Raw genomic sequence first — 25,457 nt, 5'->3', positions numbered from 1 at the left:
GTGCCTTGGATCGTGGGGGTGTCCGGGGCGTCCGGTACGCCGTATGCCGCCGCTGTGCTGCGGGCGCTGCTCGCCGGGGGCGAGAGCGTGGACCTGGTGGTCAGCCGGGCCTCGCGGCTCACCCTGCTCGACGAGACCGGGATCTCCTTCCGGGACGCGCACTGGCAGGACGACCTGCGGGAATGGCTCGGGAGGGGGGCCGACGGCAAGCCGGGCGCCTTCGACGCCGACGTCAGCGCGGTGCGGTACTGGGGCGCCGGGGACCTGGCCGCGGGGCCGTCCTCGGGGTCGTATCCCGCGAAAGGGATGATCATCGTCCCGGCCTCGACCGCCTGTGTCGCCGGGGTCGCGCTCGGGCTGTCCAAGGATCTGCTCCAGCGGGCCGCCTCCGTCACCCTCAAGGAACGCCGGACGCTCGTCGTCGCCGTACGGGAGACCCCGCTGAACGGGCAGACCCTGCGGCATCTGGTGACGCTGGACGACCTGGGCGCCGCCGTGGTCCCCGCCTCGCCCGCCTTCTACGCGGGCGCCACCCACATCCAGGACCTGGTCGACTTCGTCGCCGGACGGGTGCTCGACGCGGCGGGGGCCGCGCACGGGCTCTACCGCCGGTGGGAGGGCGAGTTGGGCGGCGGGTCCGGAACCAGGGACAGCTGAGCGTCATCTGAGCAAGTCGCAGTACCTCTCATCTCTTCAGGAACTTTGATCGGAAGGCTTCGATTCGCATGGACGCGGTGGACAGGCAGCTCATCCAGGCCCTGCGGGAGAACGGCCGGGCCTCCTACGCGGAACTGGGGCGCCTCGTCGGCCTGTCGGGACCCAGCGTCACCGACCGCATCAACCGGCTGGAGGCGGCCGACGTCATCACCGGCTACCGCGCCACGGTGAACGCCGCCCAGCTCGGCCTCGGCGTCACCGCCCTCATCGGCATCTCCCTCTCCGACGCCGCCGACCACGAGGACGTGGCGAACCGGCTGAGGGACTTCGGCGAGATCGAGGACTGCTGGTTCATCGCCGGCGACGACTCGTTCATGCTCAAGGTGCGGGCCAACGACGTGGACGGGCTGGAGAAGATCATCCGGCGGCTGTCCGGGACCAAGGGGGTCTCCCGGACCCGTACCACCATCGTGCTCTCCACGAAGTGGGAGAACCGGGTCGGGGAGCTTCCGGAAGAGGTCTAGAGCTGTAGGCGTACGGTTGGTCAGTCGTTGTCGTCAGTGGTTGTCGCGGGAAAGGTGTGGGCATGGACGTCGGGCTCAAGCGCGAGCTGGAGGAGAAGGTCAGGGCCGGTGAGCGGCTGAGCCGTGAGGACGGCATCGCGCTGTACGAGTCGGACGACCTGGCGTGGCTGGGCGGGCTCGCGCACGAGGTGCGGACGCGGAAGAACGGCGACGTCGTCCACTTCAACGTCAACCGGCACCTCAACATGACCAACGTGTGCACCGCCTCCTGCGCCTACTGCTCCTTCCAGCGCAAGCCGGGCGAGAAGGACGCGTACACGATGCGCATCGAGGAGGCGGTGAAGCTGGCGAAGGCGATGGAGTCGGAGAACCTCACCGAGCTCCACATCGTCAATGGCCTGCACCCGAACCTCCCGTGGCGCTACTACCCGCGCTCGCTGCGCGAGCTGAAGGCGGCCCTCCCGGACGTCTCCCTGAAGGCCTTCACGGCCACGGAGATCCACCACTTCGAGACGATCAGCGGACTGTCGGCGTCGGAGATCCTCGACGAGCTGATCGACGCGGGTCTCGAGGCCCTCACCGGCGGCGGCGCGGAGATCTTCGACTGGGAGGTCCGACAGCACATCGTGGACCACCGCACCCACTGGGAGGACTGGTCCCGCATCCACCGCCTGGCGCACGAGAAGGGCCTCAAGACGCCCTGCACGATGCTGTACGGCCACATCGAGGAGCCCCGCCACCGCGTGGACCACGTGCTGCGCCTGCGTGAACTCCAGGACGAGACGAACGGCTTCCAGGTCTTCATCCCGCTGCGCTACCAGCACGACTTCGTGGACATGAAGGACGGGAAGGTACGCAACCGGCTCCAGGCCCGCACCCAGATGGCGACCGGCGCGGAGGCCCTGAAGACCTTCGCGGTCTCCCGCCTGCTCTTCGACAACGTCCCGCACGTCAAGGTCTTCTGGGTCATGCACGGCGTCCAGACCGCGCAGCTCGCCCTCCAGCACGGCGCCGACGACATGGACGGTTCGGTCGTCGAGTACAAGATCACCCACGACGCCGACAACTACGGCACGCCCAACAAGCTGACCCGAGAGGACCTCCTCGACCTCATTCGTGACGCGGGCTTCCGCCCGGTGGAACGGAACACGCGGTACGAGATCATCCGCGAGTACGAGGGCCCGGACCCGGCGCGCAGGGAGTCGCCGCAGCCGATGCGGGTGTGACGTCGTGTGCGGGCCGTGGGGGCTGGTGCCGACCGTGCACCCGCCGTCCGTTGTCGTAAGGCGTACGATGCCGAGGTGTCCCTTACTTTCACTCTCGACCCGGCCGTCAGCCGCGACCTCCGGGACGGCATCCTCGACCTCTGGGTGGACGTGTCCAACGCGGGCGGGGCCGTCGGCTTCGTGGCGCCGGTGGAGCGGGAGGAGATCCGGCCCGAGCTGGTGAGGCATCTCGTGGCGATGGCCGAGGGGCGGCACCGGCTGCTCGTCGGGCACGACGCGGCGGGGCGGATCGCCGCCACCGCCTTCTTCTCCTTCAACGCGCACCGGCTGCAGACCCACTGGGTGTGGCTGTACACGGTGATGGTGCACCCGCGTCACCAGGGCAGGGGATACGGCCGTGACCTGATGGCGGCGGCCGCCGACGCGGCCCGCGGCTTCGACGGCATCGACGCGATCCGCCTCGGCTGCCGGGGCGGACTCGGCCTGGAGCGGTTCTACGGCTCCTGCGGCTACCAGGAGGTCGGCCGGGTCCCCGGCGCCATCCGGGTCGCCCCGGGCGACCACCGCGACGACATCACCATGCTGCTGCCGCTCGGCTGACCGCCCGCACCCCCGTGCAAGATCGGGAGCCCGGCGTGCTTCACTGGACGACGGCCCTTTGTGGAGAAGTTGGAGAAGGAAGAGTGGGTTGAGATGCTCCGCTACACGCTGATGCGCCTCGGCGTCTTCGCCGGCAGCCTCCTGGCCGTCTGGGGCCTGGTCTACGCAGGCGTCCTGCCGCGCGGCCTCGGCGACTCCAACGGCATGTGGATCGCCCTGCTCGCGCTGGTCGTCTCCGCCCCCATCAGCTTCGTCGTCCTGCGCAAGGAGCGCGACCGCGCCTCGGTGAGCGTCGTGCAGCGGGTGGACCGGATGAAGGCCAACCTGGAGGCCAACCGCTCCCAGGAGGACGAGGCGGTCGACGCGGCCGAGGCCCAGGCCCAGAGTCGGGCGTCCTGACGGAGTTCACTCCCGTCCGGTCCAACTAGGCTGGTCCCATGGGTGCCGTGAAGACCAAACGGATGCCACGCGCGGTCCGTGAGCAGCAGATGCTGGACGCCGCCGTGGAGATCTTCGGGCAGCGGGGGTACATGGCCGCGTCCATGGACGAGATCGCCGAACTGGCGGGTGTCTCCAAGCCGTTGGTGTACCTGTACCTGAACTCCAAGGAAGACCTCTTCACCGCCTGCATCCGCCGTGAGGCGCGGGCGCTGGTGGACGCGGTGCGCTCCGGCGTCCGTACCGACCTGCCGGCCGACCGCCGGCTCTGGGACGGTGTGCTGGCGTTCTTCGCCCACACCGCCGCCCATCCGCACGCCTGGTCCGTCGTGCACCTCCAGGCCCGTACCCACGGTGAGACCTTCGCCGCCGAGGCCGCCGCGATGCGCGAGGAGATCGTCGCGTTCGTCACCCACCTCATAGCCGTGGGGGCCCGCGAGGCACACCGTGACCCCGACCTCCCCGAGCACGAGGTCGCCGGTCTCGCCGAGGCCCTCGTCGGCGCGGCGGAGTCCCTCGCCGTCTGGGCCAACGCCACCGAAGGCGTCACGGCTCGGCAGGCGGCGGCCACCCTGATGAACTTCGCGTGGGCGGGGCTGGGCGATCTGACGCAGGGACGGTCCTGGTCCCCGCCGCCCACGGCTGAGACATGACACTTGTCATGTCCAAGGGAGGACGCGCGGCACTGCACCGCCCCCACCTCGCGCTCCTACTGTTGTGCCCATGACGAAGCCCAGCGCGGACCAGACGCAGAAGACGGACATCAAGATCAGCCTCATCGGCGGTCACCGGCTCGACGGGGCCACCCTCCACGAGCGCACCCTCACCGTCTCCCTCGTCGGCGGAGCCGATGTCGACCTGACGGACGTGGAGATCCCGGACGGCGCCGAACTGCGGATCACCAAGCTGAGCCTCATCGGCGGCGTCTCCCTCCGGGTCCGCCCCGACGTCCGGGTGGAGGTCCGCGGCGTGCGCCTCGGCGGCGTCCGCGACACGGGCCCCACCGAGCCGGACGGCCCCACCGTCCGCATCGACGCCTGGGGCCTGGTGGGCGGAGTCTCGGTCCGCCGCGACTGACCGCACACCGACCGACCCTCAGGCCGCCCCCCACCTCCGCAGCGCCGGCGCCACCCGCTGGTGACCCATGCGGTACAGCTTGCGGGCCCCCCGGCCCGCCACCCGGCGGACGGCCCCGCCCGCCCGTCCCGACCCGGCGGCCCCCTCGGGCAGCGGGCGCCCCTTCTCGTCCAGGCCGTGGCGTTCGAGGATCGGGACGAGGTACGGGCCCGCCGAACTCGGTGTGTAGTACGGCCGCAGGGGCGGGAGCGGGCCGCCGGAGCGCAGCCACGCCAGCCGGTCGCGGGCCGCCGTGTACGGGTCGGCCTTGCCGATGCCCTGCTCGGCGGCCCACTCGGGCAGCGGCTGCGGCAGCGCCCCGGCGTCGAGGTCGTCCCAGGAGGCCAGGCAGCCGGAGTGCAGGAAGTAGTGGTTGCCGTGGGCCTCGCGGACCCCGAGGTCGGTGAGGATCGCGGTCGGGATGCCCCGGTGCATGGACTCCAGGGCCGCCGTGGAGCTGACCGTCACCAGCAGGTCGGTGCGGTCGAGTACCTCGGCCATGTTGCCGTACACCAGCTCGAGGTTGGCGGGAGCCCGCTCGGGCAGCGCCTCGACCAGCAGCTGGTAGGGGTCGGCCTCGACATGGGTGGTCTGCTCGCCGGGCAGACTGCGCAGCTTGACCAGCACCTCCCGCTCCGGATGGCGCCGGGCGTGCGCGGCGGCCCGGCCGAGCAGATGCAGCCGCGCCGCGCGGTCCTTGGGCACCGACGGCTGCACGGCGAAGGTGAGCGTGAACGGCCGCTCCCGGGACGGCCGGTGCGGCGCGCCGCCGAGGAACGGCAGCGCGCACTCCACGACCGAGCCCGGGTCCACCCCGACGGAGTCGAAGGCACGGGCGAACCGGCCGGCGTCGTAGGCGGAGTTGGCGAGGACGATGTCCGTGCCCGCGCGGGTCAGCAGCCCGTCGACCAGCTTCTCGTAGACGACGCCGACATATCCGCTGACGGTCACCGGCCGCCGCTCGCGCCCCTCCCAGGCGAGGCCCAGCGCATGCGTGAGCGCCAGGACCGTACCGCCCGCCACCGCCAGCACGACCACGTCGGCGGCGGCCAGTTCCGCGTCGTCGACCAGCTCGGCCGGCGCGACCTCGCGCCGCCGGTCGGGCACGATCCCGACCTCCGCGAGCTGCCGCTCGGTCGGGGTGGACCGGCCGCGCAGGAAGACGGCGTCGAGGGCGTGGGAGGGGGCCAGTTCCCGGGCCACCGAGGCACCCCACTTCCACCGGGTGTCCGAGTCCGCGACGACGGCGACGCGTCTGGGAGGGGTGACGGTCATGGCGGGGCCTTCCTGGCGGAGGTGCGCGGGGTGCGCCGAGGCTAGGAAGATCACCTGAGGGAAGAGCGAGCGTTTGTTGTGCGTCCGCTGGGAGGGCTGGGCGGCCCCTGTGCATGTCCTGACAATCCCGCGCCGATCAGGGGGAGTTGATCGCCGGGGCGGATGTCCGGACATCGACTGTTCGCCGGAAGTTCATTGGTTCGGGCCGCCGGTTCTCAGAACATGAGCCGGTCCACCCGCCCGCTCACATGGAGCCGCTCCGCCGCCTCCCCCGTCCCGCGCAGCTCGAACCGTACGCCGTCCGAGGCGAACGCCACCGTACCCGGCAGCAGCACCGGAGCCCGGAACTCCGCCCGGGTCCGTACGGCCGGCGGGGTGCCGTGGGCGGCGAGGCAGCGGGCGACCGTCCACATGCCGTGGGCGATGGCGCGGGGGAAGCCGAAGAGGCGGGCGGTGAGCGGGTGGAGGTGGATGGGGTTGCGGTCGCCGGAGGCGGCCCCGTAGCGCCGGCCGACGTCGGCGGCGAGCCGCCACTCGTCGAGGAGGGGGAGAGGAGCGGCGGCCCCGGGCTCCGAGGGGGCCGATGAGGCCGAGGGGGCCGATGAGGCCGAGGGGGCCGATGACGTCGAGGGGGCCGATGACGTCGAGGGGGCCGATGACGTCGATGGGGCTGACGGCTCACGCTCGGTGCGGTGCCGGGCCAGATACGTGCTCGTCGACTCCCATACGACGGCGTCGGCCTCCCGCAGCTGCGTCACCACGAACGCCTCCGTACCGCGTCGGTGCGGGGCCAGTCGGTCGACGTACACGCCGAGTTCGTACGTCCCGGCGGCGGCGAGCGGCCGGTAGCGGGTGATGTCGATCGAGGTGTGGACGAGACCGAGCAGCGGGAGCGGGAAGTCCCGGCCGCTCATGATGCTCATGGCGAGCGGGAAGCCCAGCACATGCGGATAGGTGAGCGGCATCGCGTCCTCGCCGGTGGGGAAGCCGCAGACCCGCTCGTAGGCCGCCAGCCGGGCCAGGTCGACCCGCAGCCCGGGCAGGACCAGCCGGCCGCCGGTGAAGTCGGCCCCGGGCTGCGGCCGTTTGAACGGCGAGCGCAGGGCCCCGCGGGCCAGCAGCGGGGCGAGGGCGGGGGAGGAGGAGAGGGTCGTCACCGCGGTCATCACGCCCCCAGCAGGCTCTGGCCGCACACCCGTACGACCTGTCCGTTGACCGCGCCGGACGCCGGGTGCGCGAGCCAGGCGGTGGTCTCGGCGACGTCGACGGGCAGGCCACCCTGGGCGAGGGAGTTCATCCGGCGGCCCGCCTCTCGGATGAACAGCGGTACGGCGGCCGTCATCCTCGTCTCGATGAAGCCGGGCGCGACCGCGTTCACGGTCACCCCGTGCGTGTCGAGCGCGCGCGGCGCGAGGGCGCGGACCAGCCCGGCCACGCCCGCCTTGCTCGCGCCGTAGTTCGTCTGCCCCGCGTTGCCCGCGAGCCCGGCGATGGAGGCGGTCGCCACGATCCGGCCGCCCGGCCTGAGGGTGCCCTTGGCGAGCAGGGCGTCGGTGGTGCGCAGCACGCTCGCGAGGTTGACGTCCAGGACCGAACTCCAGCGGTCGGCGGGCATGTTGACCAGCCGGCGGTCACGGGTGACGCCCGCGTTGTGGATCAGCAGGTCGAGCCCGTCGGGGAGTTCGGCGGCGATCCGCTCGCCGGCGTCGGCGGCCGTGATGTCGAGCGCGAGGGCCCGCCCGCCCAGCCGCCCGGCGACCCGCCGCGCATCCGCCTCGGCCTGCGGCACATCGAGCACGACGACTTCGGCCCCGTCCCGTGCAAGCACCTCGCCAACAGCCTCCCCGATCCCCCGCGCACCCCCGGTGACGAGGGCGACGCGCCCGGCGAGGGGCCGCTCCCCGAAGTCACGAGCAGCCCACTGCCCGCCCCCGGCCCCCACCCCGATGACCTGCCCACTGACATAGGCCGACTTGGGGGAGAGGAGGAAACGCAGGGTCGACTCGGCGGATGTCGCGTCCGTGAGGCGTACGAGGTTCACGGTTCGGCCGCGGCCGATCTCCTTGCCGAGGGAGCGGGTGAATCCCTCCAGGGCCTGCTGCACGGCCGCCCGATGGTGGTCGTCGTCGGCGTCGAGGGGGGAGCCGAGGATCACGATCCGGCCGCTCGCCGCGACCGTCCGGAGCACCGGGTGCAGGGCCGCGTGCACCTCGGCGAGGGTGTCGACGTCATGGACCCCGGTCGCGTCCAGGACGACGGCGGCGGGGTCGGCGGCGCCGAGGGGGAGGCCGGTGCGGGCGAGGACCGGCGCGAGATCGAGGGTCGACTTTCCGGCCGTAAGGTGAAGCAAGTCGCCTGTGAGGGACGGATGTTCGGGGGACCAGCGCCTGAGCGCCGCCGGCTGGGGAAGCCCGAGCCGTCGGGTGAGGAAACGGCCGGGTGCGGTGGCGGTGAAACTCAGATAGCGGTCGGCCATGTTCGTCTCGTCTCCCACGGGCTCGGCATGACGGAAAATGTTCCTTACTCCGGAGTAAGGTTACCCGGGGTAAGTCTAGGTCAAGGGTGAGGAGCAGGTCGAGATGAGTACCTCGGAGTCGTCCCAGGCGAGTACCTCGGAGCCGTCGAAGGTGACCTATCTGAGAGGCGCGCGGAAACCCGCCTTCGAACCCCCGCGCGCCCGCCGCGTCGCGGTCATCGGCGGCAGCCGCACCCCCTTCGCCCGCTCCGACGGCCCGTACGCCACCGCCTCCAACCAGGAGATGCTCACGGCGGCGCTCAACGGCCTGGCCACCCGCTACGGACTCGACGTGCCCGGCGTCGTCGGCGAGGTCGTCGCCGGCGCCGTCCTCAAGCACAGCCGCGACTTCAACCTCACCCGCGAGACCGTCCTCGGCTCCAAGCTCGACCCGCGCACCCCCGCCTACGACATCCAGCAGGCCTGCGGCACCGGCCTCCAGGCCGTCATCGCCGCCGCCAACAAGATCGCCCTCGGCCAGACCGAATCGGCCGTCGCGGGCGGCGCCGACACCGCGAGCGACGCCCCGCTCGGCGTCAACGACTCACTCCGCCGCATCCTGCTCCAGGCCCGCCGCGCCAAGTCGACCGTCGGCCGCCTCAAGGCGCTCGCGCAGATCCGCCCCGGCCACCTCGTCCCCGACGTCCCGCGCAACGCCGAGCCGCGCACCGGCCTCTCCATGGGCGAGCACGCGGCGGTCACCGCCCGCACCTGGGGCATCGAGCGCGAGGCCCAGGACGAACTGGCGGCGACCAGCCACCAACGGCTGGCGGCCGCGTACGAGCGCGGCTTCTTCGGCGACCTCGTCGTCCCCTTCCGCGACCTGACCCGCGACCAGAACCTGCGCCCGGACTCCACCGTGGAGAAACTCGCCACGCTGAAGCCGGTGTTCGGCACGGACGGCCCCAACCCCACGATGACAGCGGGCAATTCGACCCCCCTCACCGACGGCGCGGCGGTCGTCCTGCTCGCCTCCGAGGAGTGGGCCGAGACCCGGGGCCTGGAACCGCTCGCGTACCTCACCGTGTACGAGACGGCGGCCGTCGACTTCGTCCACGGCGATGTCGCGGGCGGCGAGGACGGGCTGCTGATGGCCCCCGCCCACGCCGTCCCGCGCATGCTGGCGCGAGCCGGCCTCGGCATCGAGGACTTCGACCTGGTGGAGGTCCACGAGGCCTTCGCCTCCCAGGTGCTGGCCACGCTCGCCGCCTGGGAGAAGCAGGGGCTCGCACCGGTCGACCGGGACAAGCTCAACGTCACCGGCTCCTCCCTCGCCACCGGTCACCCCTTCGCCGCGACCGGCGCCCGGATCGTGGCGACCCTGGCGAAGCTGCTCGCCGAACGGGGCACCCCCGGACGCGGGTTGATATCGATCTGCGCGGCGGGCGGCCAGGGGGTGACGGCCGTACTGGAACGCCCCTGACCAGCGGTCAGGGCTGAACCTGAACCCCTGTCACATAACCCCCGAGATTGCACAGCCCTGACCCCGGATCATCCCCGAACACGCACAAGCCCCCCACGCCAACGCCGTACGATCCCCTACCTAACCGTCGGTAACCCCTTAGTTCGGGGCCATCCCGGTGAACGCCTCCATACCCGAGGCACGTACGTCTTTGCAGCAAGCAGTTCTTTCGTGCTGCACGCCAAGGGAGCCGCCCGTGTCCACGCCCTACGCCACCTCGACCGACTTCGCCGACGCTCCCCCCGCACTCGTGGAACCCGAGACGCGTCGGCTGGACGGTCAGGTGCGGGAAGCCGCCGTACCGGCGTTCGCCCAGCCGGTCACCCACGGCTCCCTCGCCGACCTGCCCTACGACAACGCCTCCGCCGCCCCGCAGGCGGTGGTCCTCAGCCGCAAGGAGCAGGACGGCACCGGAACCGGCACCGGCACCTGGACCGACATCACGGCGGAAGGCTTCGCCGCCCAGGTGCACGCGGTGGCCAAGGGGCTGATCGCGGAAGGGCTGATGCCGGGCGACCGGATCGCCATCATGGCCCGTACGACGTACGAGTGGACGCTGCTCGACTTCGCCGCCTGGGCGGCCGGCCTGGTCACCGTCCCCATCTACCCCACCTCCTCCGTCTTCCAGACCCGCTGGATCCTCCAGGACTCCGGCGCGGTCGCCCTGGTCACCGAGACCCTCGGCCAGGCTGCCGCACTCGGCCCCGAGCGAGACCGGCTGCCCGACCTCCAGCACATGTGGGTGATGGAGAAGGGCCACATCGACCGGCTGGGCGAGGCGGGTGTCCATGTCCCTGACGGCGAAGTGGCGGTACGGCGCGGGGTGCTGGGCCCCGACACCCTCGCCACCCTCATCTACACCTCCGGCACCACCGGCCGCCCCAAGGGCTGCGCGCTCACCCACGGCAACTTCTTCGCCGAGGTCGACAACGCGATCGAACTCCTCTACCCCGTCTTCAAGGCACAGGAAGGCGCGAAGGGCGACGAACTCTCCGTCCTCCTTTTCCTCCCCATGTCCCATGTCTTCGGCCGGATGGTGGCGATCGCCTGCATCCGTGCCCGGGTCCGCCTCGGCCACGCCCCGAGCCTGAAGGCCGACGAACTCCTCCCCGACCTGGCCGCCTTCCGGCCCACCTGCCTCCTCTCCATCCCCTACATGCTGGAGAAGGTCTTCAACACGGCCCGCGCGAAGGCCGAGGCGGGCGGCCGGCTGACCACCTTCGACCGGGCCGTGTCCGTCGCCCGCCGCTACGGCGAGGCCGTCGAGGCCCAGAAGACCGGCACCGGCTCCGGCCCCGGCGCCACCCTGCGCGCCGCCCGCACCTTCTACGACCCGCTGGTCTACCGCCGTATCCGCAACGCCATGGGCGGCCGGGTCCGCCACGCCATCTGCGGCGGCTCCCCGCTGGGCCGCCGCCTCTCCTCCTTCTACCTCGGCGCGGGAATCGAGATCTACGAGGGCTACGGCCTCACGGAGACCACCGGCGCCTCCACCGTGACCCCGCCGCTCAAACCCCGCCTCGGCACGGTCGGCTGGCCGCTCCCCGGCACGAAGATCCGTATCGCCGCCGACGGGGAGATCCTCATCGCCGGCGACCACGTCCTGCGCGGCTACTGGGACCCGGCGGCGGGCGGAGTCGTCCCCGCCGCCCCCGACGGCTGGCTGCCGACCGGCGACATAGGCGAACTCGACGACGAGGGCTACCTGACCATCACCGGCCGCAAGAAGGAAATGATCATCACGGCGGGCGGCAAGAGCGTGGCCCCCGCCCCCCTGGAGAACTGGCTCCGCTCCCACCCCCTGATCTCCCAGGCCCTGGTCCTCGGCGACGACCGCCCCTACGTCTCCGCCCTCCTCACCCTCGACCCCGACGGCCTCACCCACTGGCGCAACATGAACGGCAAGCATCCGGTGCCGGTGGAACTGCTGCTCGGCGACGAGGAGTTGTACGCCGTCCTCCAGCGCGCGATCGACGAGGCCAACAAACTCGTCTCGAGACCGGAGTCCATCCGGCGGTTCGCCGTCCTGCCGGTGGACTTCACAGAGACGGCGGGCCACCTCACCCCCTCGATGAAACTCCGCCGCGAGACGATCCTGCGGGACTTCTCGGAACAGGTGGAGGCCCTGTACCCGCAATAGACCGGACCGGACCGGACCGGATTGGACCGGACCCGACTGGACTGGACCGGTAAATTCCGTCGCGCGGAGACGGACCTGCCGTCGACGATGCCGGATGTGAACGGCATCGAGTTCTTCCAGTACCCGTCGCGGAACCCCGTCTGGGGCATCCGCGTCGACGGCACCGACCTGCGCGCCCGCGCGGCCTGGGCGACACGTGAACTGTGGCGGCCGGAACTGGAGGACCAGTTCGAGGACCAGGAGCGGGAGTCGGCGGACCTGCTGTGGGGACAGCACGCCGGCCTGGACACCACGGAGTTCACCGATACCGCCTTCCTCCCCGCGGCCCCAGACCCCGTCCCTCTCCTCGGCTGCCGCTGCGGCGTCTGGCGCTGCTGGCCACTGACGGCCCGGATCACGGCGACCGCCACCACGATCACCTGGTCCGGCTTCTGACCATGGCGATGTTCGTGCACCTGACCTCATCGGCCGACGCGCCCCGCATCCGCCGCTCCGGCATCCGGGCGGTGAGCCACGGCCAGGGAGGCCTGCGCGGGGTGTACTGCTTCCCCGTGCTGCCGTCCTACACCCTCACCCACCAGTGGCTGCGCGAGCTGGCCCGGTTCGGGACCCGGGGCGGGCTGGTCGCCGTACATCTGCGGCTGGACGACCACGAGCCGGTGCGCGTCGGCCGGTACCCGGACCGGGCCCGGGAGGCGCAGGCGAGGGTGGGCGCGGCGGAGGCGGTCCGGCGGGTCGCGGCGCTGGAGGATCCGCGGGGGTGGGAGGTGTTCGTGCCACGCCCCGTACGGGCGGCGGAGATCCACCGCGTACGCGCGGTACCGCAGACGGTCGGCTGGCGCTACCGCCCCGACGCCCACGGCACCCGCCCCTGCACCTGCTTCGGCTGCGCGGTGCGCGGCGAGTACGGCGGCCGCCGCCTCCGCGAACGCCTGCCCCACCCCCTGGACGGCCCCCCGCCCCCGCCCCGGGAACTCCTCACCCGGATCTCGGGGACCGACGACCCGGCAGCCCTCCGCGAGGCCCTGCACTGGTTCGGCATGCGCCGCCGAGGCCCCGTCCCCGAGCTCGCGCACCTCGCTGCCCACCCCGACCCGACCGTCCGCGAGGCGCTGGTATGGGCGGTCGCGAGATGGTCGACCCCCAGCGTCACCGACCTCCTGGACCGCCTCGCCGACGACCCGGACGACGACGTACGGGAGGCGGTGGCGGAGGTGCGCTCATAGAAGAAGGTCGGCGAACCCCTCCACGAACTGATTGACCCGATCGAGGAACGGCCCACCGCGCGCCACCCGGAACCCGTGCCGCCGCCCATGGAACGCGCCCCGCACGACATGGAAGTGCGCCCAGCGCCCCACCCGCTCCCGGTCCAGCCCGGCGGCCTCGGAGAAGACGTCCAGGACCCGGAGCGCGGCCTTGCGTACGTCACCGGGATCGTCCAGCGCGACCAGCCGCAGCCCGAGCGCCTTCAGCAGCGTCCCCCCGTCATACGCCGGATCCCCCACCCACCCCTTCGGGTCCACCGCCAGCCACGGCTCGCGCTCGGCGCGCAGGATGTTCCGCGCGTGCAGATCACCGTGCACGAGGAGACCGGGCTGCGCCCGCCCCAGCTCCCGCACGGTGGCCAGGGCGGCCCCGAAGGACCGCTCGGAGACCCCGTGCGCGAACTCGGCCCGGTCCAGCCGCAGTTCCTCGTCCCAAGCGAGGGCCATGTCCTGTATCCGGGGCAGCCCGGCAGGCGCGGCCACGGCCAGCCGCCGACTGACCCGCCCCGCGACGACGGCGACCTCGTCCGTGTCCTCCACCTCGGCGAGCGACTCCGCCCGGACCCGCTCCAGCAACATCGCGAACCGCTCGTCGTCCCGCGCCAGCAGCCGTACGGCCCCGCGCCCGCCCCAGGCGGCGAAGGCGTCGGGCTCATGGACGTTCCCGGGATGCGGAAAGGACACCTTGACCACGGCGGACCCGTGCCCGGACGCGACGACGGGGACGACGATCCCGACTCCGCCGTGCAGGACGTCCCCATCGAGAACGCACCCCCACCGCCCGACCAACTCCCCGACGAGCGAGGGCAACCCGGCGATCCAGCGCGCCCCTTCCTCTCCCTCCCGCTCGACGGTCTGCCGGACGAACGTCTCTGGAATGTCGATCACGCTGTCATTCTCACAAGGAGAACGCGGCCGGCACGGGGGAACGCATGAGGCCCGTCCCCGAAGACCGGGGACGGGCCTGGGCCAGGTGTCTCAGCCGATGGCGATGCGTGTCTGCCAGTACGTCTTCGGCGTGACTATCTCGGTGCCGGAACCCGACAGCGCGGTCTTGCTGCCGGCGTAGAAGCGCACTTGGCCCGTGGAGATGACGGCCCAGATGTCGGGGATGGTGTCGTTGTTCGCGTCGGGGGTGCCCATCAGCTTCGGGATGGCGGCGCGGGACCATCCGGAGCCGCCGTACACCGTGTCCGCTCCGCCCGCCGAGTTGGCGGCGGACGCCAGGGAGCTGAGGTTGACCCCGCCGCCGCTCGCCGCGACGCCCGTGCGCAGCAGCAGCCGTGCGGAGGAGTCGGAGCGGTAGACGAGGTCGGCGACCCCGTCTCCGGTGACGTCCATGACGGTGACCAGGTCACGTGTGGTCCACGTGGAGGATGTCAGCAAGAGGGTGGCCTGGTTGACGGTGGCGCCGTGGTAGCCGGTGAGAGCCCACAGTTGGTCGCCGACGAGAACGAGGAAGTCCGTCCGGCCGTCAGCGGTGATGTCTCCGGCGGCGACGATCTGGGTGAAGGCGGCGGGGCTGGGTGCGCCGGCGGGCAGCAGGATCTGCTGACGCTTGTCGATGTTGACCGCGCCGTAGCCGTCTCCGGGGTAGACCCACAGCTTGTCGCCGAGTCGGACGACGAGGTCCTGGAGGCCGTCACCGCCGTAGATGTCGCCGTTGTGGGTGATGAGGGCGCCCTTGAAGTGGCCGTTGGGCGCGGCCACGTACGGGGGCAGGTCATCGCCGTTGGGATCCTTGTCCGGGTTGGCCCGGTAGGCGCCCGGCATGGAGTAGTCCAGGTCGCCGTCCTTGTCGGCCTGCGCGGGGTAGAGCGCGAGGTTGCCCTCGGCCGTGACCGTCATCATGTCCGGCAGCGCGTCGCCGGTGAAGTCGCCTGCCTTGTCGGCCTGGTCTCTCGGGGTGACGTAGAAGAAGTACCTGGTCGGTTCGGAGACGTTGCCGGCGCTGTCGACGGTGCGGACGTAGAGGACGTTGGGTCCGGCCGTGGGGGGCTTGGCGCCGCTGATGGTCGCACTGACCGTGACGGCTGTGTTGTTGGTGCGGGCCAGTGTTCCTGTGTACGAGGGTGAGTTGAAGCCGTACTCGTAGCGCACGACGTCGGTGTCCAGCGCGCGCACGGTGAAGGAGCCGGCCGTGCCGAACTTCTTGGTCGACCACTTGGCGTCCTCGGCGTCGATGCCGAACCCGTTCTCGTTGCCGTCGGCGTTGGGGAAGTCGGTGGAGCCGACCACCGGCGGCTTGGGGGAGGCGGTGTCGAGGACGAACTGGCAGGGGGCCTTCGGGTACCACGGTGAGGTGCCGCCGACGTCGTCCATGGCGTGCACGCGCCAGGAATAGGTGGTTCCGGCCTTGAGTTTGCTGGTGGCGAAGCTGTTCGTGGTCTTCAGCGCGACGCTCTTGTCCGCCCCGACCGAGACCTTTCCTATCGTTCCGAGCAGATCGCCGGTGGTCGCCCACTGGCCGGTGGGCCACAGATCGAAGTCGAGGTAGTCGAGGTTGCCGTCCTTGTCGGTGGCCTTGGCGGTGAAGGTCAGGTTGCCCGAGCCCATGCGGACGTACGGCGCGCTCGTGGTGCACTTCCCGTCCGGGTTGAGGTCGAGGGAGTCGGTGACGATCGCCGGTGCGCGGTTGAAGGCGATCTCGAGGAAGGGCGCGTTGTCGCCGTTGGCCTGGAACTTCTTCCACGCGTACTGGGCGTCCTCGTCACGGGCGCGCAGTCCGAAGGTGATCGTGTCCTGCCCCTTGTCGACCGCCTTCTGGGCGCCGCTCTTGACGTCGAACTTCTCGTACGCGTCCCGGCAGCCGGACTTGTAGCCGTGGGCGAAGCTCTTGGTGGCCAGCTTGTTGCCGTCGTGCAGCTTGGGCGCGTTCTTCCAGTTGGTGTGGCTGTTGATGGCCCCGGTCAGATGCACGCTCATGGAGCGGTCCTGGCAGGACCACGAGTAGGTCTCCAGCATGTACAGCGTGGCGCTGGTGAGCTTGGTGCCCTTGAGGTCCTTGTCGAACTCGATGTTGAAGAAGGACCGGGAGGTGCCCCAGGTGTCGGACTCGAAGCCGACGCGGGCCTCCTGGGTGCCGCCCTGGTTGAAGTCCTTGCCGTTGTAGAACGTGGCGTTGGGATACCGGTTGTAGGCGGTGGTCCAGTTCTGCACGTGCTTCTTGACCGCCGGGTCGATGAAGACCGGGTAGGTGGTCGCCGTGTCGTTCAGGAAATCCTGGTCGGGGGTGAGCGTCCACTGGCCGACGGACAGGTCGGCCTTGACCAGCTCGCCGCGTGAGTCGGGTGAAGGGCCGTTCAGCGACGGCAGACTCAGAGTGGCCGAGGACCCGCTCTGCGAAGGCAGCGGCGTGGGTTCCGCGGGCGCGGACGGCAGCGGCGACGGGGACACGGTGACGGGGTCGTCGGTGGCCGAGGGGAGGACCTCGGCACTGCCGTCGTTCTGCTCGTCCGAGACGGGAGCCTCTTCCTCGGAGGCACTGGGGCTCGCCGAGGATGAGGAGGTGGTGGTGGCGGTCGGGTTCGGGGACTCCGAGGCGGTCGGCTGGGCGGAGGCGCCCACGCCGCCGTCGGTCACGGCGGGGACGCCGCTGCTGTCCCACATCAGGGGCGTCGGCGAGAGCGCGACCTCGTCGCCGTCGGCGTCCAGGGCGCTGACCAGTCCGGTCAGCGGATCGAGCCGGAAGGTGAGATCGGGCGAGTGGAGGCCGTACACGAGCTGCTGTACGTGCGGATCCGCGGCCGCCTGACGGTTCTTCACGACGACGACCTGTCCGAAGCCGTCGTCGTCCGCGGTCAGCACCAGGTCGCCGCCCGGGAACACCTCCGGGTACAGGATCCGGTTGCCGTCGACGACGGGCGTCGGTACGGGACCCGGCCAGGTCAGCTGAATCGTGTGGGCGCCGCCGTCGACGTACAGCGTGACCAGGGGTGTTCCGGTATCGGCTGCCGCGGACTTCACGAGGGACACACGCTGCACGCCGGAGCGCGAGGCCCGCGCCGTCGACGACTGTGCGCTGCGCTCGCCGGAGCCGGCCGAGAACACCATCCGGGTGTTGGTGGCCTTCGGCTCCCAGCCCTCCTTCGTCCGGTGCAGGCTGGGGTCGATCTTCTTCCACTCACCGTCGACCTTGGCACGGACGGGGGAGGAGTAGAGCCGCTTCTCCATCAGATGATCGGGCCGCGCCCACGTCGTGGAGTCGGCGGTGCGGGCGGCCGTCACCTCGACCTTCCTGCCGGTCCGGGCGGCCTGTTCGACTGCGGCGGCCTCGGTGACCGGGCTCCGGTCCGCTGTCTTCCGCGGACTGCGGCCGTCCAGCCGGAATCCGGCGTAGACGATTCCCGTCGTGGCGACCGCAGTCGCGAGCAGCGCCGCAGTGGCCCGACGGCCGGGCCTGCGACGCCAGGTGCGCGTCATCGGGCGAGTTCCCCTTCCCCATCCCCAGAACCGGCGGACAGGACGGAGCTCCCCCACCGGGCAGCTGATGATGACCGATGAAGATCCTGTCGTCACCCTGTGGTGAACGGGCAGGAGCCGTCCCCCGTATCTCTGCGCGGAGGGCATCGGCGCGAGGAGCCCAGCGGTACCGCCCGGACGCAGATGGGGTGAAGCAGCACTTTTGGCGCCAGATCGCCGGAAGCTTTCCACCCATGCGAGTAAGAAAAATATAAGAAGTCTTACCTGCGGGAGGGCGTACGCATACCTCCGGATGATTGCACCTTCAAGTAGCTTCGTTGCGTAATGAATCGCTACACACCGTGACGATCATCACATGATCACGTGTAACCTGGCGTTCCTCCACAGATCGACCACAGAATCTGCGCTGTTCATCAACTCAGTGCGCGTGGTCCGTCACCGGTCCCGCTTGGACGGTCCGGGGGGACCTAGACGTGTTCGGCCGACTTCCTCGTGCCCGGCGCCGCATCGCACGCACCACCGTGCCGGCCATCGCAGCCGCGCTGCTCGTCGGGCTGCTGCCCGCCCAGGCACTGGCGATCCCACCCGACCCGGATCCGTCCCACGAGGAAACCGGACGCGAGACGCTCCAGTTGGAACCGCTGGAGACCGAAGAGCCACTGCCGGGAACGACCGTCTCCGCCGACCTGGAGACACTGAAGCAGGAAGAGCCGGCACCGCAGGAAGAAGCGCCCTCGGGCATCACGCCCCCGCCGGCCGGCATTCCGGGCGCGGTGAACTTCGACACGGCCGTCACCCCCGCCGCCCTGCGCACGGCCGACGCCGACGACCCCGCCGCCATGCAGCAGGCAGGCAGCCTGCCGGTCAGCCTCGGCCAGGCCCCCGACCAGCCGACACCGACCGGTACCTGGCAGGTCACCATCTCCGACCGAACCTCTTCCACGGGCCAGGGCGTGGACGGCGCGGTGCTGAAGGTGCAGGCGCCCACGACGGGCGCCGTCCCGATCTCCGTGAAGCTCGACTACTCCGGGTTCGAGAGCCTCTACGGCGCCGACTGGGCCTCCCGCCTGCGCTTCGTGCAGTTCCCCGACTGCTACCTGGACACCCCGGAGGACGAGGCCTGCCAGACGTACGAGGAACTGGAGACCACGAACGACGTCGACGGGAACTCGATCGTCGCTACGGTCGACCCGGCCGCCGACGACACGGTGACACCGGCCTCGGCCGGCAGCACCACGACGCAGAACCCGGGCGCCGTACAGGCGGCTTACCGGACGTCCACCACCGCAACGCCGGTGGCGGCCTCCGGGAGTACGGCGGTCGTCGGCGCGGTCGACTCCGGTGGCGGCGCGAGCGGCGACTTCAAGGCGACCCCGCTCGCCTCCGACGGCAAGTGGGAGGCGGGTGGCTCCTCCGGAGCCTTCACCTGGTCGTACCCGCTGACCGTGCCCTCTCCGCCCGCCGGGCCCACGCCCCAGATCACGTTCGGTTACAACTCGCAGACGGTGGACGGCCGCACCGCCGTCTCCTCCCCGCAGGCGTCCTGGATCGGCGAGGGCTGGAGCTACGACCCCGGCTACATCGAGCGCCGGTACCGCTCCTGCAAGGACGACAGCAAGACACTCGACGCCGGTACGCCGAACAACACCGCCAAGAAGGACAAGACGTCCGACCTGTGCTGGGTGTCGTACAACGCAGTGATGTCCCTGGCCGGGAAGACCACCGAGCTGGTCCGCGACGCCTCCGCGGGCAGCAACCCGGAGCAGGACACCGAGCGCTACCGCCCCGCGAAGGACGACGGCACGCGCGTCGAGCACAAGGTCGGCGGCGACAACGACGACAACAACGGCGAGTTCTGGGTGGTCACCACCCCGGAAGGAACCAAGTACTACTACGGCCTCAACAAGGTCGGCGGCGGCCACGACGACACCGGCTCGGTCTCCACCGTCCCCGTCTTCGGCAACCACCCCGGCGAGCCCTGCCACGCCGACGCCTTCGCCGACTCGCGCTGCGGGGCGGGCAAGCAGCAGGCCTGGCGCTGGGGCCTGGACAAGGTCGTCGACGTCCACGGCAACACGATGGTCGTCAACTGGAAGCAGGAGACGAACTACTACGCCACCCGCAAGAAGTTCAAGACGCCTGAGCAGTACGACCGTTACGCCTACCCGGCGTCCATCGAGTACGGCATGCGCAGTGACCTGACCGCACCGTCCGCGAAGGTGGACTTCGGTGTCGAGGAACGCTGCCTGGAGTCGACGACCGTCTGCGACGCCGCCAACTTCGCCAAGACCGGCGACCCGGGCGCCTACCGGGTGTGGTGGGACACCCCCGGCAACCTCAACTGCAAGTCCACCTCGAAGCTCTGCCCGGCATTCCCGTCCTTCTGGACGCAGAAGCGCCTGGCGAAGGTGACCACCGAAGCAGCCCGCCCGGGCCAGACCGGCCTCAAGCCGGTGGACGCCTACACGCTGCACCAGTCCTTCCCCAAGGACTGGTACGACACCGCGCCGGGCCTGTGGCTCAACTCCATCACCCGCAGGGGCTTCGCGGCGGGCGACACCGTCGGCACCCTCCAGTCCGACGCCGGCGTCAGCTTCGCCCCCTACACCGTCGGCGACAGCTCACCGCTGCGCGGCCGCCTCAAAGACCGTCAGCTGCCCAACCTGGTCCTCAACGGAAAGAAGGACCAGCGCCCCGGCTTCACCCGCCCCCGCATCGGCGTCGTGTCCAACGAGTACGGCGGCGACATCGAGGTCGAGTACACCGGCGGCTGCACGAGCGAGCCCGCCGAGGACAAGGGCAAGAGCAACGGGACCTGCTACCCCGTGCGCTGGTCGCCCGACGGCGACGAGAAGACCCCCAAGAAGGCGTGGTTCAACAAGTACGTCGTCGCGACCGTGACCGAGACCGACAAGATCAGCTCACACGGTCGGCCGATCACCACCCAGTACGCGTACGAGGACCCGGCCTGGGCCAAGAGCGACGACGAGTTCACCCGCTCGGCCCTGCGCACGTACAGCGACTGGAAGGGCTACCGCACCGTCACCACCCTCAAGGGCGCCAAGAGCACGTCCGAGATCGTCGACGGCGTCCGCGCGGTCAACGCCCAGTCGAAGACGGTCACCCGCTACTTCCGGGGCGCCGGCGGCACCGTGAAGGACTCCACGGGCACCTACACGCTCCTCGCGGACGACGCGGAGCAGTACGCGGGCATGACCGCGGAGACCATCACCTACACGGACTCCAGCGGCAAGATCCTCACGCGCACCCTGAACCACCCCTGGTCCCAGCTGACCGCCTCCCGCCCCCGCGAGAACGAGGACGGCACGGCAGGCGACCCGCTTCGCGCCTACCGCACCGGGGTCGAGCGCACGGACGCGATCCAGACGGTCGGTGATTCCTGGCGTGCCGTGCGCACCCTCACCGAGGTCGACGACACCTACGGCCTGCCGGTCCAGGTGGAGACCTACGTCGTCAAGCCCGACGGCAGCGGCGAGGTCTTCTCGGACCGGACCTGCACCACGACCGCGTATGTCCACAACACATCCGTGTGGCTGATCGGCCTGGCGAAGGACCAGAAGACGACCGCCACCTCCTGCGCCGCCCAGCCGACGGCGGATCCGGCGACCCTGCTCAAGGCGCAGGTGCACAACACCTACGACGGCCTCGCCGACAACGCCACGCCCACCAAGGGTCTGATCACCACCCAGGCCACGAACGACGGCGACGGCACGTCGAGTGCGGTCACCACGACGACGACGTACGACACGCTGGGCCGGGTCCGCACCGTCACGGCTCCCGGAGCCGGGAAGACCGAGACGCAGTACACCCCCGAAGCGGGCGGCCCGGTCACCCAGGTCAAGCTGATCAACGCCAAGGACCAGATCACCACCACGACCTACGACCCGGGCCGAGGCGTGCCTCTGACCGTCACCGACCCCAACGGCCGTGTCACCCGCAGCGAGTACGACGCCCTCGGCCGCCTGGTGAAGGGCTGGTCGCCGTCGGCCACCGGTTCGCCCACCGTGCAGATCGCCTACCAGACGGCCGTGGCCACCTCGGACCTGACCCGCCCGGTCGCAGTCACCGTCCAGTCCCTCAAGGACGACGGCACCTACTCCCGCAGGACCACCCTCTACGACGGTCTGCAGCGCGAGGTCCAGACGCAGAGCGAGGCGCACGGACCGGGCCGGATCATCGTCGACACCCACTACGACGACCACGGCCTGGTCGTGGAGAAGACCAGCGGCTACCTGGCCAAGGGCGAGCCGACCACCGACCTCTTCGCACCCAGGTCCAAGTCGCTCATCCCCAGCTCCGTCCGCTACACGTACGACGGCCTGGACCGGGAGGTCCGAGCCGACACGTACTACGCCGACGACAGGAAGTACTCGGCGACCAAGACGTACGGAGACACCACCACCACGGTGAATCCGGCGGGTTCGACGTCCCCCCGGACCCGCACGGAGGCCGACGCCCTCGGCAGGGTCACGTCGATCCGTCACTACAGCCAGGCCGCCTCGGCCTCCACCACCGGCCGCGACACGACCTACGACTACGACGCCCGCGGCAACCGCAGCAAGGTCACCGACGCCGCAGGCAACGTCTGGTCGTACCTCTACGACGCCCGCGGTCGATTGAAGTCCTCCACGGACCCCGACACCGGCACCACGCTCATGGGGTACGACGCCGCCGACCGCCCGAACTACACCAAGAACTCCCGCGGGCAGGAGGTCTTCACCGAGTACGACCTGCTCGGCCGAGTCCGGTACGTGCGCCAGGGCTCCGCCACCGCGAGCCCGGTCAGGGAGTACACCTACGACGACGTGTCCGGCGGCATCGGCAAGCTGAAGGAATCCGTCCGCCACACCGCCGCCGGCGACTACGTCAACCGGGTCACCGGCTACAACGCCGACTACAACATCACCGGCACCGAGACCGTCATCCCGGCGAACGCGATGACCGCGGGCGTGTCCGGCACGTACGCCTACAGCTACACGTACACGCCCACCGGCAAGCAGCAGTCGGTCACCCTCCCCGCGATCGGCGGCCTGGCGAGCGAGAAGGTCGTCACCCGCTACAACAGCGACGGCCTGCCGGACACCACGTCCGGCGCGACCTGGTACACCTCCGACGCCACCTACTCCCCGTACGGGGAGGTCCTGCGCACGGTCTCCGCCCCGCAGCCCTACCGCGTGTGGACGACGAACTTCGTCGACCCCCACACCGGTCGCCTCCAGCGCTCGGTGACCGACCGCGAGACCGACGCCCCGCACCGCATCACCGACAGCCTCTACTCCTACGACGTCTCCGGCACGATCACGTCCAACAGCCGTGCCATGGCGGACGCGACCGGGACGACGTGGGACACCCAGTGCTTCACGTACGACGTCATGGGCGAGCTGGTCAACGCCTGGACGTCGAACATCACCCCGGACACCCACGCCACCGGCTGCAAGGCGACCGACGGCACCACCTGGGGCTACGACACCGACTACACGACGTCCTCGGGCCCCGTGTCCGACGCCCCTGACGCGGCGACGGACCCCACGAGCCCCGACACGGCCCTGACGTCCTCCCTCGCGGCCACCGCCCCGGCCTCGGGCACGGTGTCGACCGGCACGACCGCCTACCGCCAGTCCTTCACCTTCGACTGGCTCGGCAACCGGGCCACCCTCACCGAGCACGACACGGCCGACGCGACGAAGAACGTCACGTACACCTACGGCTACGGCAAGACGCTCACCGGCGGCACCAGGACCCAGCCGCACACGATGACGTCGATCAGCTCGAACCCGACCGGCAAGAGCAGCGCGTATGTGTACGACGCCACGGGCAACACGACCGACCGCGACCTGACCGGCACGACACAGGACCTGGTCTGGTCCTCCGAGAACAAGCCGGAGTCGGTCACCAGCAACGGCACCAAGACCACCTACGTCTACGACGCCGACGGCAACCGCATCCTGGAGAACACGTCCTCCGGCTCCGTGCTGTACCTGGGCGAGACCGAACTGACGACCAACGCCACGGGCAGCATCACCAAGGCGTCCCGCGCCTACACCCAGGCCGGCGCCCCCACCGTCGTCCGCACCACCACCAACGGCGCGACGACCGGCCACAAACTCAGCGTCCTCCTCGCCGACCACCTGGGCACGGCGACCACCTCGGTGGACGTCGCCTCCGGCCAGACGGTCACCCGCCGAGCCTTCAAGCCCTACGGCGAGACGCGCGGCACGAAGCCGACAGCCTGGCCGAACAAGCGCAGCTACCTGGGCGTGGGCATCGACGACGCTGGAACCGGCCTGACGCACATCGGCGCCCGCGAGTACGACCAGAACGCGGGCCGCTTCATCTCGGCGGACCCGATCATCGACGTGGCCGATCCGCTCCAGATGAACGGGTACGCCTATTCAAAGAACGGCCCGATCAGCAGTTCCGATTCCACCGGCCTGTGGCTCGACGACGGAACGGGTCACAATGAGCCGCGCCCTGGCGGCGGCGGGGGTGGCCAGAGTCCTACGCCTGGTGTTCCGGCAGGTGGAACCGGCCCTGGTGGTTGCTATTACAGCTGCGGCGGCACGAGCACCACGGTCGTCGTTAGCGGCAGCAAGAGCAACGATTGCTCGTGGTACACCGGCTGCGGCTTGGGCAAGGCATGGAATTCTGCGAAGAATTGGGTCGCGGACAACAAGGCGGTCATTGCTCAGGTAGCTACCGAATTCACGGTCGGCGGACTCTGTGTCAGCTCAGCGGTAGGCGCGGGTCTGGCAACCGGAGGTGTAGGTTTTGGCGCTGCGGCGGGCTGTGGAGCCATCGCCGGAGCCGCAGGTGCAGCTGTGGGCAATGCCTTGTCGGACAGCGCAGATCACAGTGTCTCGGGCCAACTCGGTGACATGGCCGAGGGTGCTGTTTGGGGTGCTGCGGCAGGCGGGGTCGGATGGGGCCTAGGTAAAGCCGCCACGGCGCTTGCCAAATGTCACAGTTTCCTTCCAGGGACTGGTGTTCTCCTTGCTGATGGCACGAAGAAGGCTATCGAAGACGTCGTAGTCGGCGACGTCGTCCTCACGACGGATACGGAAACAGGTCAAACCGTCGAGAAGAGGGTCGTCGACACAATCACCACGGAAGACGACAAAGACTTCACTGAGATCGCCATATCCGTGGACGGCGAGTACTCCAGCATCGTGGCGACGGACACTCACCCGTTCTGGGTCCCCGATCTGAAGAAGTGGGTCAAGGCTGGCGACCTCCAAATCGGCCAGACACTCCGCACCAGTGCGGGCACCCACGTTCAGATCACGGCCGTCAGCCACTACACCAAGCGCCAGCGGACGCATGACCTGACCATCCAGGACATCCATGCGTACTATGTGCTGGCAGGGGCTACGCCGGTCCTTGTTCACAACTGCAATCCTGTTGCTGCTGCGGTTGGTGACCTGTCGAAAGATTTCGAGCGTAGAACGGTGGGCGTTCTTGATGTGGGTGTCGACCAGATTCCCATTTCAAGCGGCCCCGGTGGCCAGTCGCAGATGCTTGCCAATCTTCCCGGTCGCACGAGGCAGAATTTCGACCACGTTGAGACTCATGCTGCTGCGTTCCTGAGGATGAACCCAGGCATCAGAAAAGCAGTGCTCTACATCGACAACAAGTTTGGAATGTGTACAGGGCCAAGCGGTTGTGCGGCAAGAATGGAAGATATGCTCCCGGAGGGGGTGCAAGTGTGGGTGAACTCGCGAGGTCGTAAATACGGACCGTTCACCGGTAATGCAAACTAAAGGGGACCGATAGGAATGGCCCGGCCTGCCGTGTAGTGC

17 protein-coding genes are annotated in these 25,457 nt (G+C 70.1%); 12 read left to right on the top strand and 5 right to left on the bottom strand.

What is annotated here, in order from left to right:
- From ABZ464_RS06895 to ABZ464_RS06865, 7 genes are all read left to right on the top strand, one after another.
- Positions 1–657: a UbiX family flavin prenyltransferase gene (locus ABZ464_RS06895; protein WP_359271950.1), complete on the top strand. Its 657-nt coding sequence runs from the start codon at positions 1–3 to the stop codon at positions 655–657.
- Between the two features lie 68 nt (positions 658–725).
- Positions 726–1,181: an Lrp/AsnC family transcriptional regulator gene (locus ABZ464_RS06890; RefSeq protein ID WP_359271948.1), complete on the top strand. Its 456-nt coding sequence runs from the start codon at positions 726–728 to the stop codon at positions 1,179–1,181.
- A gap of 62 nt (positions 1,182–1,243) precedes the next feature.
- Positions 1,244–2,407, top strand: a complete 1,164-nt coding sequence (mqnE, locus tag ABZ464_RS06885; protein ID WP_359271945.1) for an aminofutalosine synthase MqnE — start codon at positions 1,244–1,246, stop codon at positions 2,405–2,407.
- Between the two features lie 75 nt (positions 2,408–2,482).
- The gene (locus ABZ464_RS06880) at positions 2,483–3,007 is read left to right on the top strand and encodes a GNAT family N-acetyltransferase (RefSeq protein WP_359271942.1); all 525 of its coding nucleotides are present in this window, start codon (positions 2,483–2,485) and stop codon (positions 3,005–3,007) included.
- 93 nt (positions 3,008–3,100) lie between these two features.
- Positions 3,101–3,406: a DUF4229 domain-containing protein gene (locus ABZ464_RS06875; RefSeq protein WP_359271940.1), complete on the top strand. Its 306-nt coding sequence runs from the start codon at positions 3,101–3,103 to the stop codon at positions 3,404–3,406.
- A 38-nt stretch (positions 3,407–3,444) separates the two neighbouring features.
- Entirely contained in the window at positions 3,445–4,098 is a 654-nt protein-coding gene (locus ABZ464_RS06870) for a TetR/AcrR family transcriptional regulator (RefSeq protein WP_359271937.1), read from the top strand.
- A 70-nt stretch (positions 4,099–4,168) separates the two neighbouring features.
- Entirely contained in the window at positions 4,169–4,522 is a 354-nt protein-coding gene (locus ABZ464_RS06865) for a hypothetical protein (protein WP_359271935.1), read from the top strand.
- Positions 4,523–4,540: 18 nt separating this feature from the next.
- On the opposite strand, the gene ABZ464_RS06860 is transcribed toward ABZ464_RS06865, so the two are convergent.
- The 3 genes from ABZ464_RS06860 to ABZ464_RS06850 form a co-directional block, all read right to left on the bottom strand.
- Positions 4,541–5,836 carry a DUF6716 putative glycosyltransferase gene (locus ABZ464_RS06860; RefSeq protein ID WP_359271932.1) on the bottom strand — a complete coding sequence of 432 codons (1,296 nt, stop codon included), beginning with the start codon at positions 5,834–5,836 and terminating at the stop codon, positions 4,541–4,543.
- A 215-nt stretch (positions 5,837–6,051) separates the two neighbouring features.
- Positions 6,052–7,002: a MaoC/PaaZ C-terminal domain-containing protein gene (locus ABZ464_RS06855; protein ID WP_359271930.1), complete on the bottom strand. Its 951-nt coding sequence runs from the start codon at positions 7,000–7,002 to the stop codon at positions 6,052–6,054.
- Entirely contained in the window at positions 7,002–8,312 is a 1,311-nt protein-coding gene (locus tag ABZ464_RS06850; RefSeq protein WP_359272251.1) for a 3-oxoacyl-ACP reductase, read from the bottom strand. Before ABZ464_RS06850 ends, ABZ464_RS06855 begins: the two co-directional genes overlap by 1 nt.
- Before the next feature lie 103 nt (positions 8,313–8,415).
- On the opposite strand from ABZ464_RS06850, the gene ABZ464_RS06845 reads away from it, so the two are divergent.
- From ABZ464_RS06845 to ABZ464_RS06830, 4 genes are all read left to right on the top strand, one after another.
- On the top strand, positions 8,416–9,774 hold the full coding sequence (locus tag ABZ464_RS06845) for an acetyl-CoA C-acetyltransferase (protein WP_359271927.1): 1,359 nt from the start codon (positions 8,416–8,418) through the stop codon (positions 9,772–9,774).
- A 235-nt stretch (positions 9,775–10,009) separates the two neighbouring features.
- Entirely contained in the window at positions 10,010–11,953 is a 1,944-nt protein-coding gene (locus ABZ464_RS06840) for an AMP-binding protein (RefSeq protein WP_359271924.1), read from the top strand.
- Between the two features lie 21 nt (positions 11,954–11,974).
- Complete coding sequence (locus ABZ464_RS06835; RefSeq protein WP_359271921.1) at positions 11,975–12,388, top strand: hypothetical protein; 414 nt, start codon at positions 11,975–11,977, stop codon at positions 12,386–12,388.
- Positions 12,389–12,390: 2 nt separating this feature from the next.
- The gene (locus tag ABZ464_RS06830) at positions 12,391–13,179 is read left to right on the top strand and encodes a HEAT repeat domain-containing protein (RefSeq protein ID WP_359271918.1); all 789 of its coding nucleotides are present in this window, start codon (positions 12,391–12,393) and stop codon (positions 13,177–13,179) included.
- On the opposite strand, the gene ABZ464_RS06825 is transcribed toward ABZ464_RS06830, so the two are convergent.
- A complete protein-coding gene (locus ABZ464_RS06825; RefSeq protein WP_359271915.1) occupies positions 13,174–14,106 on the bottom strand; it encodes an aminoglycoside phosphotransferase family protein in 933 nt (310 codons plus the stop codon). The genes ABZ464_RS06830 and ABZ464_RS06825 overlap by 6 nt on opposite strands.
- Positions 14,107–14,196: 90 nt before the next feature.
- The gene (locus ABZ464_RS06820; RefSeq protein ID WP_359271912.1) at positions 14,197–17,640 is read right to left on the bottom strand and encodes a DNRLRE domain-containing protein; all 3,444 of its coding nucleotides are present in this window, start codon (positions 17,638–17,640) and stop codon (positions 14,197–14,199) included.
- A 521-nt stretch (positions 17,641–18,161) separates the two neighbouring features.
- Here ABZ464_RS06820 and ABZ464_RS06815 point away from each other — a divergent pair.
- Complete coding sequence (locus ABZ464_RS06815) at positions 18,162–25,418, top strand: polymorphic toxin-type HINT domain-containing protein (RefSeq protein ID WP_359271910.1); 7,257 nt, start codon at positions 18,162–18,164, stop codon at positions 25,416–25,418.
- Positions 25,419–25,457 lie beyond the last annotated feature (39 nt).

This window comes from Streptomyces sp. NPDC005820 (assembly GCF_040630255.1).
Lineage (GTDB): Bacteria > Actinomycetota > Actinomycetes > Streptomycetales > Streptomycetaceae > Streptomyces.
This window is presented reverse-complemented; position numbering and strand designations above follow the sequence as displayed.

Bases quoted from the DNA above. Each gene is read 5' to 3' on its own strand.
- ABZ464_RS06890 (WP_359271948.1), top strand. From the start codon at position 726: ATGGACGCGGTGGACAGGCAGCTCATCCAGGCCCTGCGGGAGAACGGC.
- mqnE (WP_359271945.1), top strand. From the start codon at position 1,244: ATGGACGTCGGGCTCAAGCGCGAGCTGGAGGAGAAGGTCAGGGCCGGT.
- ABZ464_RS06850 (WP_359272251.1), bottom strand. From the start codon at position 8,312: ATGGCCGACCGCTATCTGAGTTTCACCGCCACCGCACCCGGCCGTTTC.
- ABZ464_RS06830 (WP_359271918.1), top strand. From the start codon at position 12,391: ATGGCGATGTTCGTGCACCTGACCTCATCGGCCGACGCGCCCCGCATC.
- ABZ464_RS06870 (WP_359271937.1), top strand. From the start codon at position 3,445: ATGGGTGCCGTGAAGACCAAACGGATGCCACGCGCGGTCCGTGAGCAG.
- ABZ464_RS06845 (WP_359271927.1), top strand. From the start codon at position 8,416: ATGAGTACCTCGGAGTCGTCCCAGGCGAGTACCTCGGAGCCGTCGAAG.
- ABZ464_RS06875 (WP_359271940.1), top strand. From the start codon at position 3,101: ATGCTCCGCTACACGCTGATGCGCCTCGGCGTCTTCGCCGGCAGCCTC.
- ABZ464_RS06865 (WP_359271935.1), top strand. From the start codon at position 4,169: ATGACGAAGCCCAGCGCGGACCAGACGCAGAAGACGGACATCAAGATC.
- ABZ464_RS06860 (WP_359271932.1), bottom strand. From the start codon at position 5,836: ATGACCGTCACCCCTCCCAGACGCGTCGCCGTCGTCGCGGACTCGGAC.
- ABZ464_RS06820 (WP_359271912.1), bottom strand. From the start codon at position 17,640: ATGACGCGCACCTGGCGTCGCAGGCCCGGCCGTCGGGCCACTGCGGCG.
- ABZ464_RS06855 (WP_359271930.1), bottom strand. From the start codon at position 7,002: ATGACCGCGGTGACGACCCTCTCCTCCTCCCCCGCCCTCGCCCCGCTG.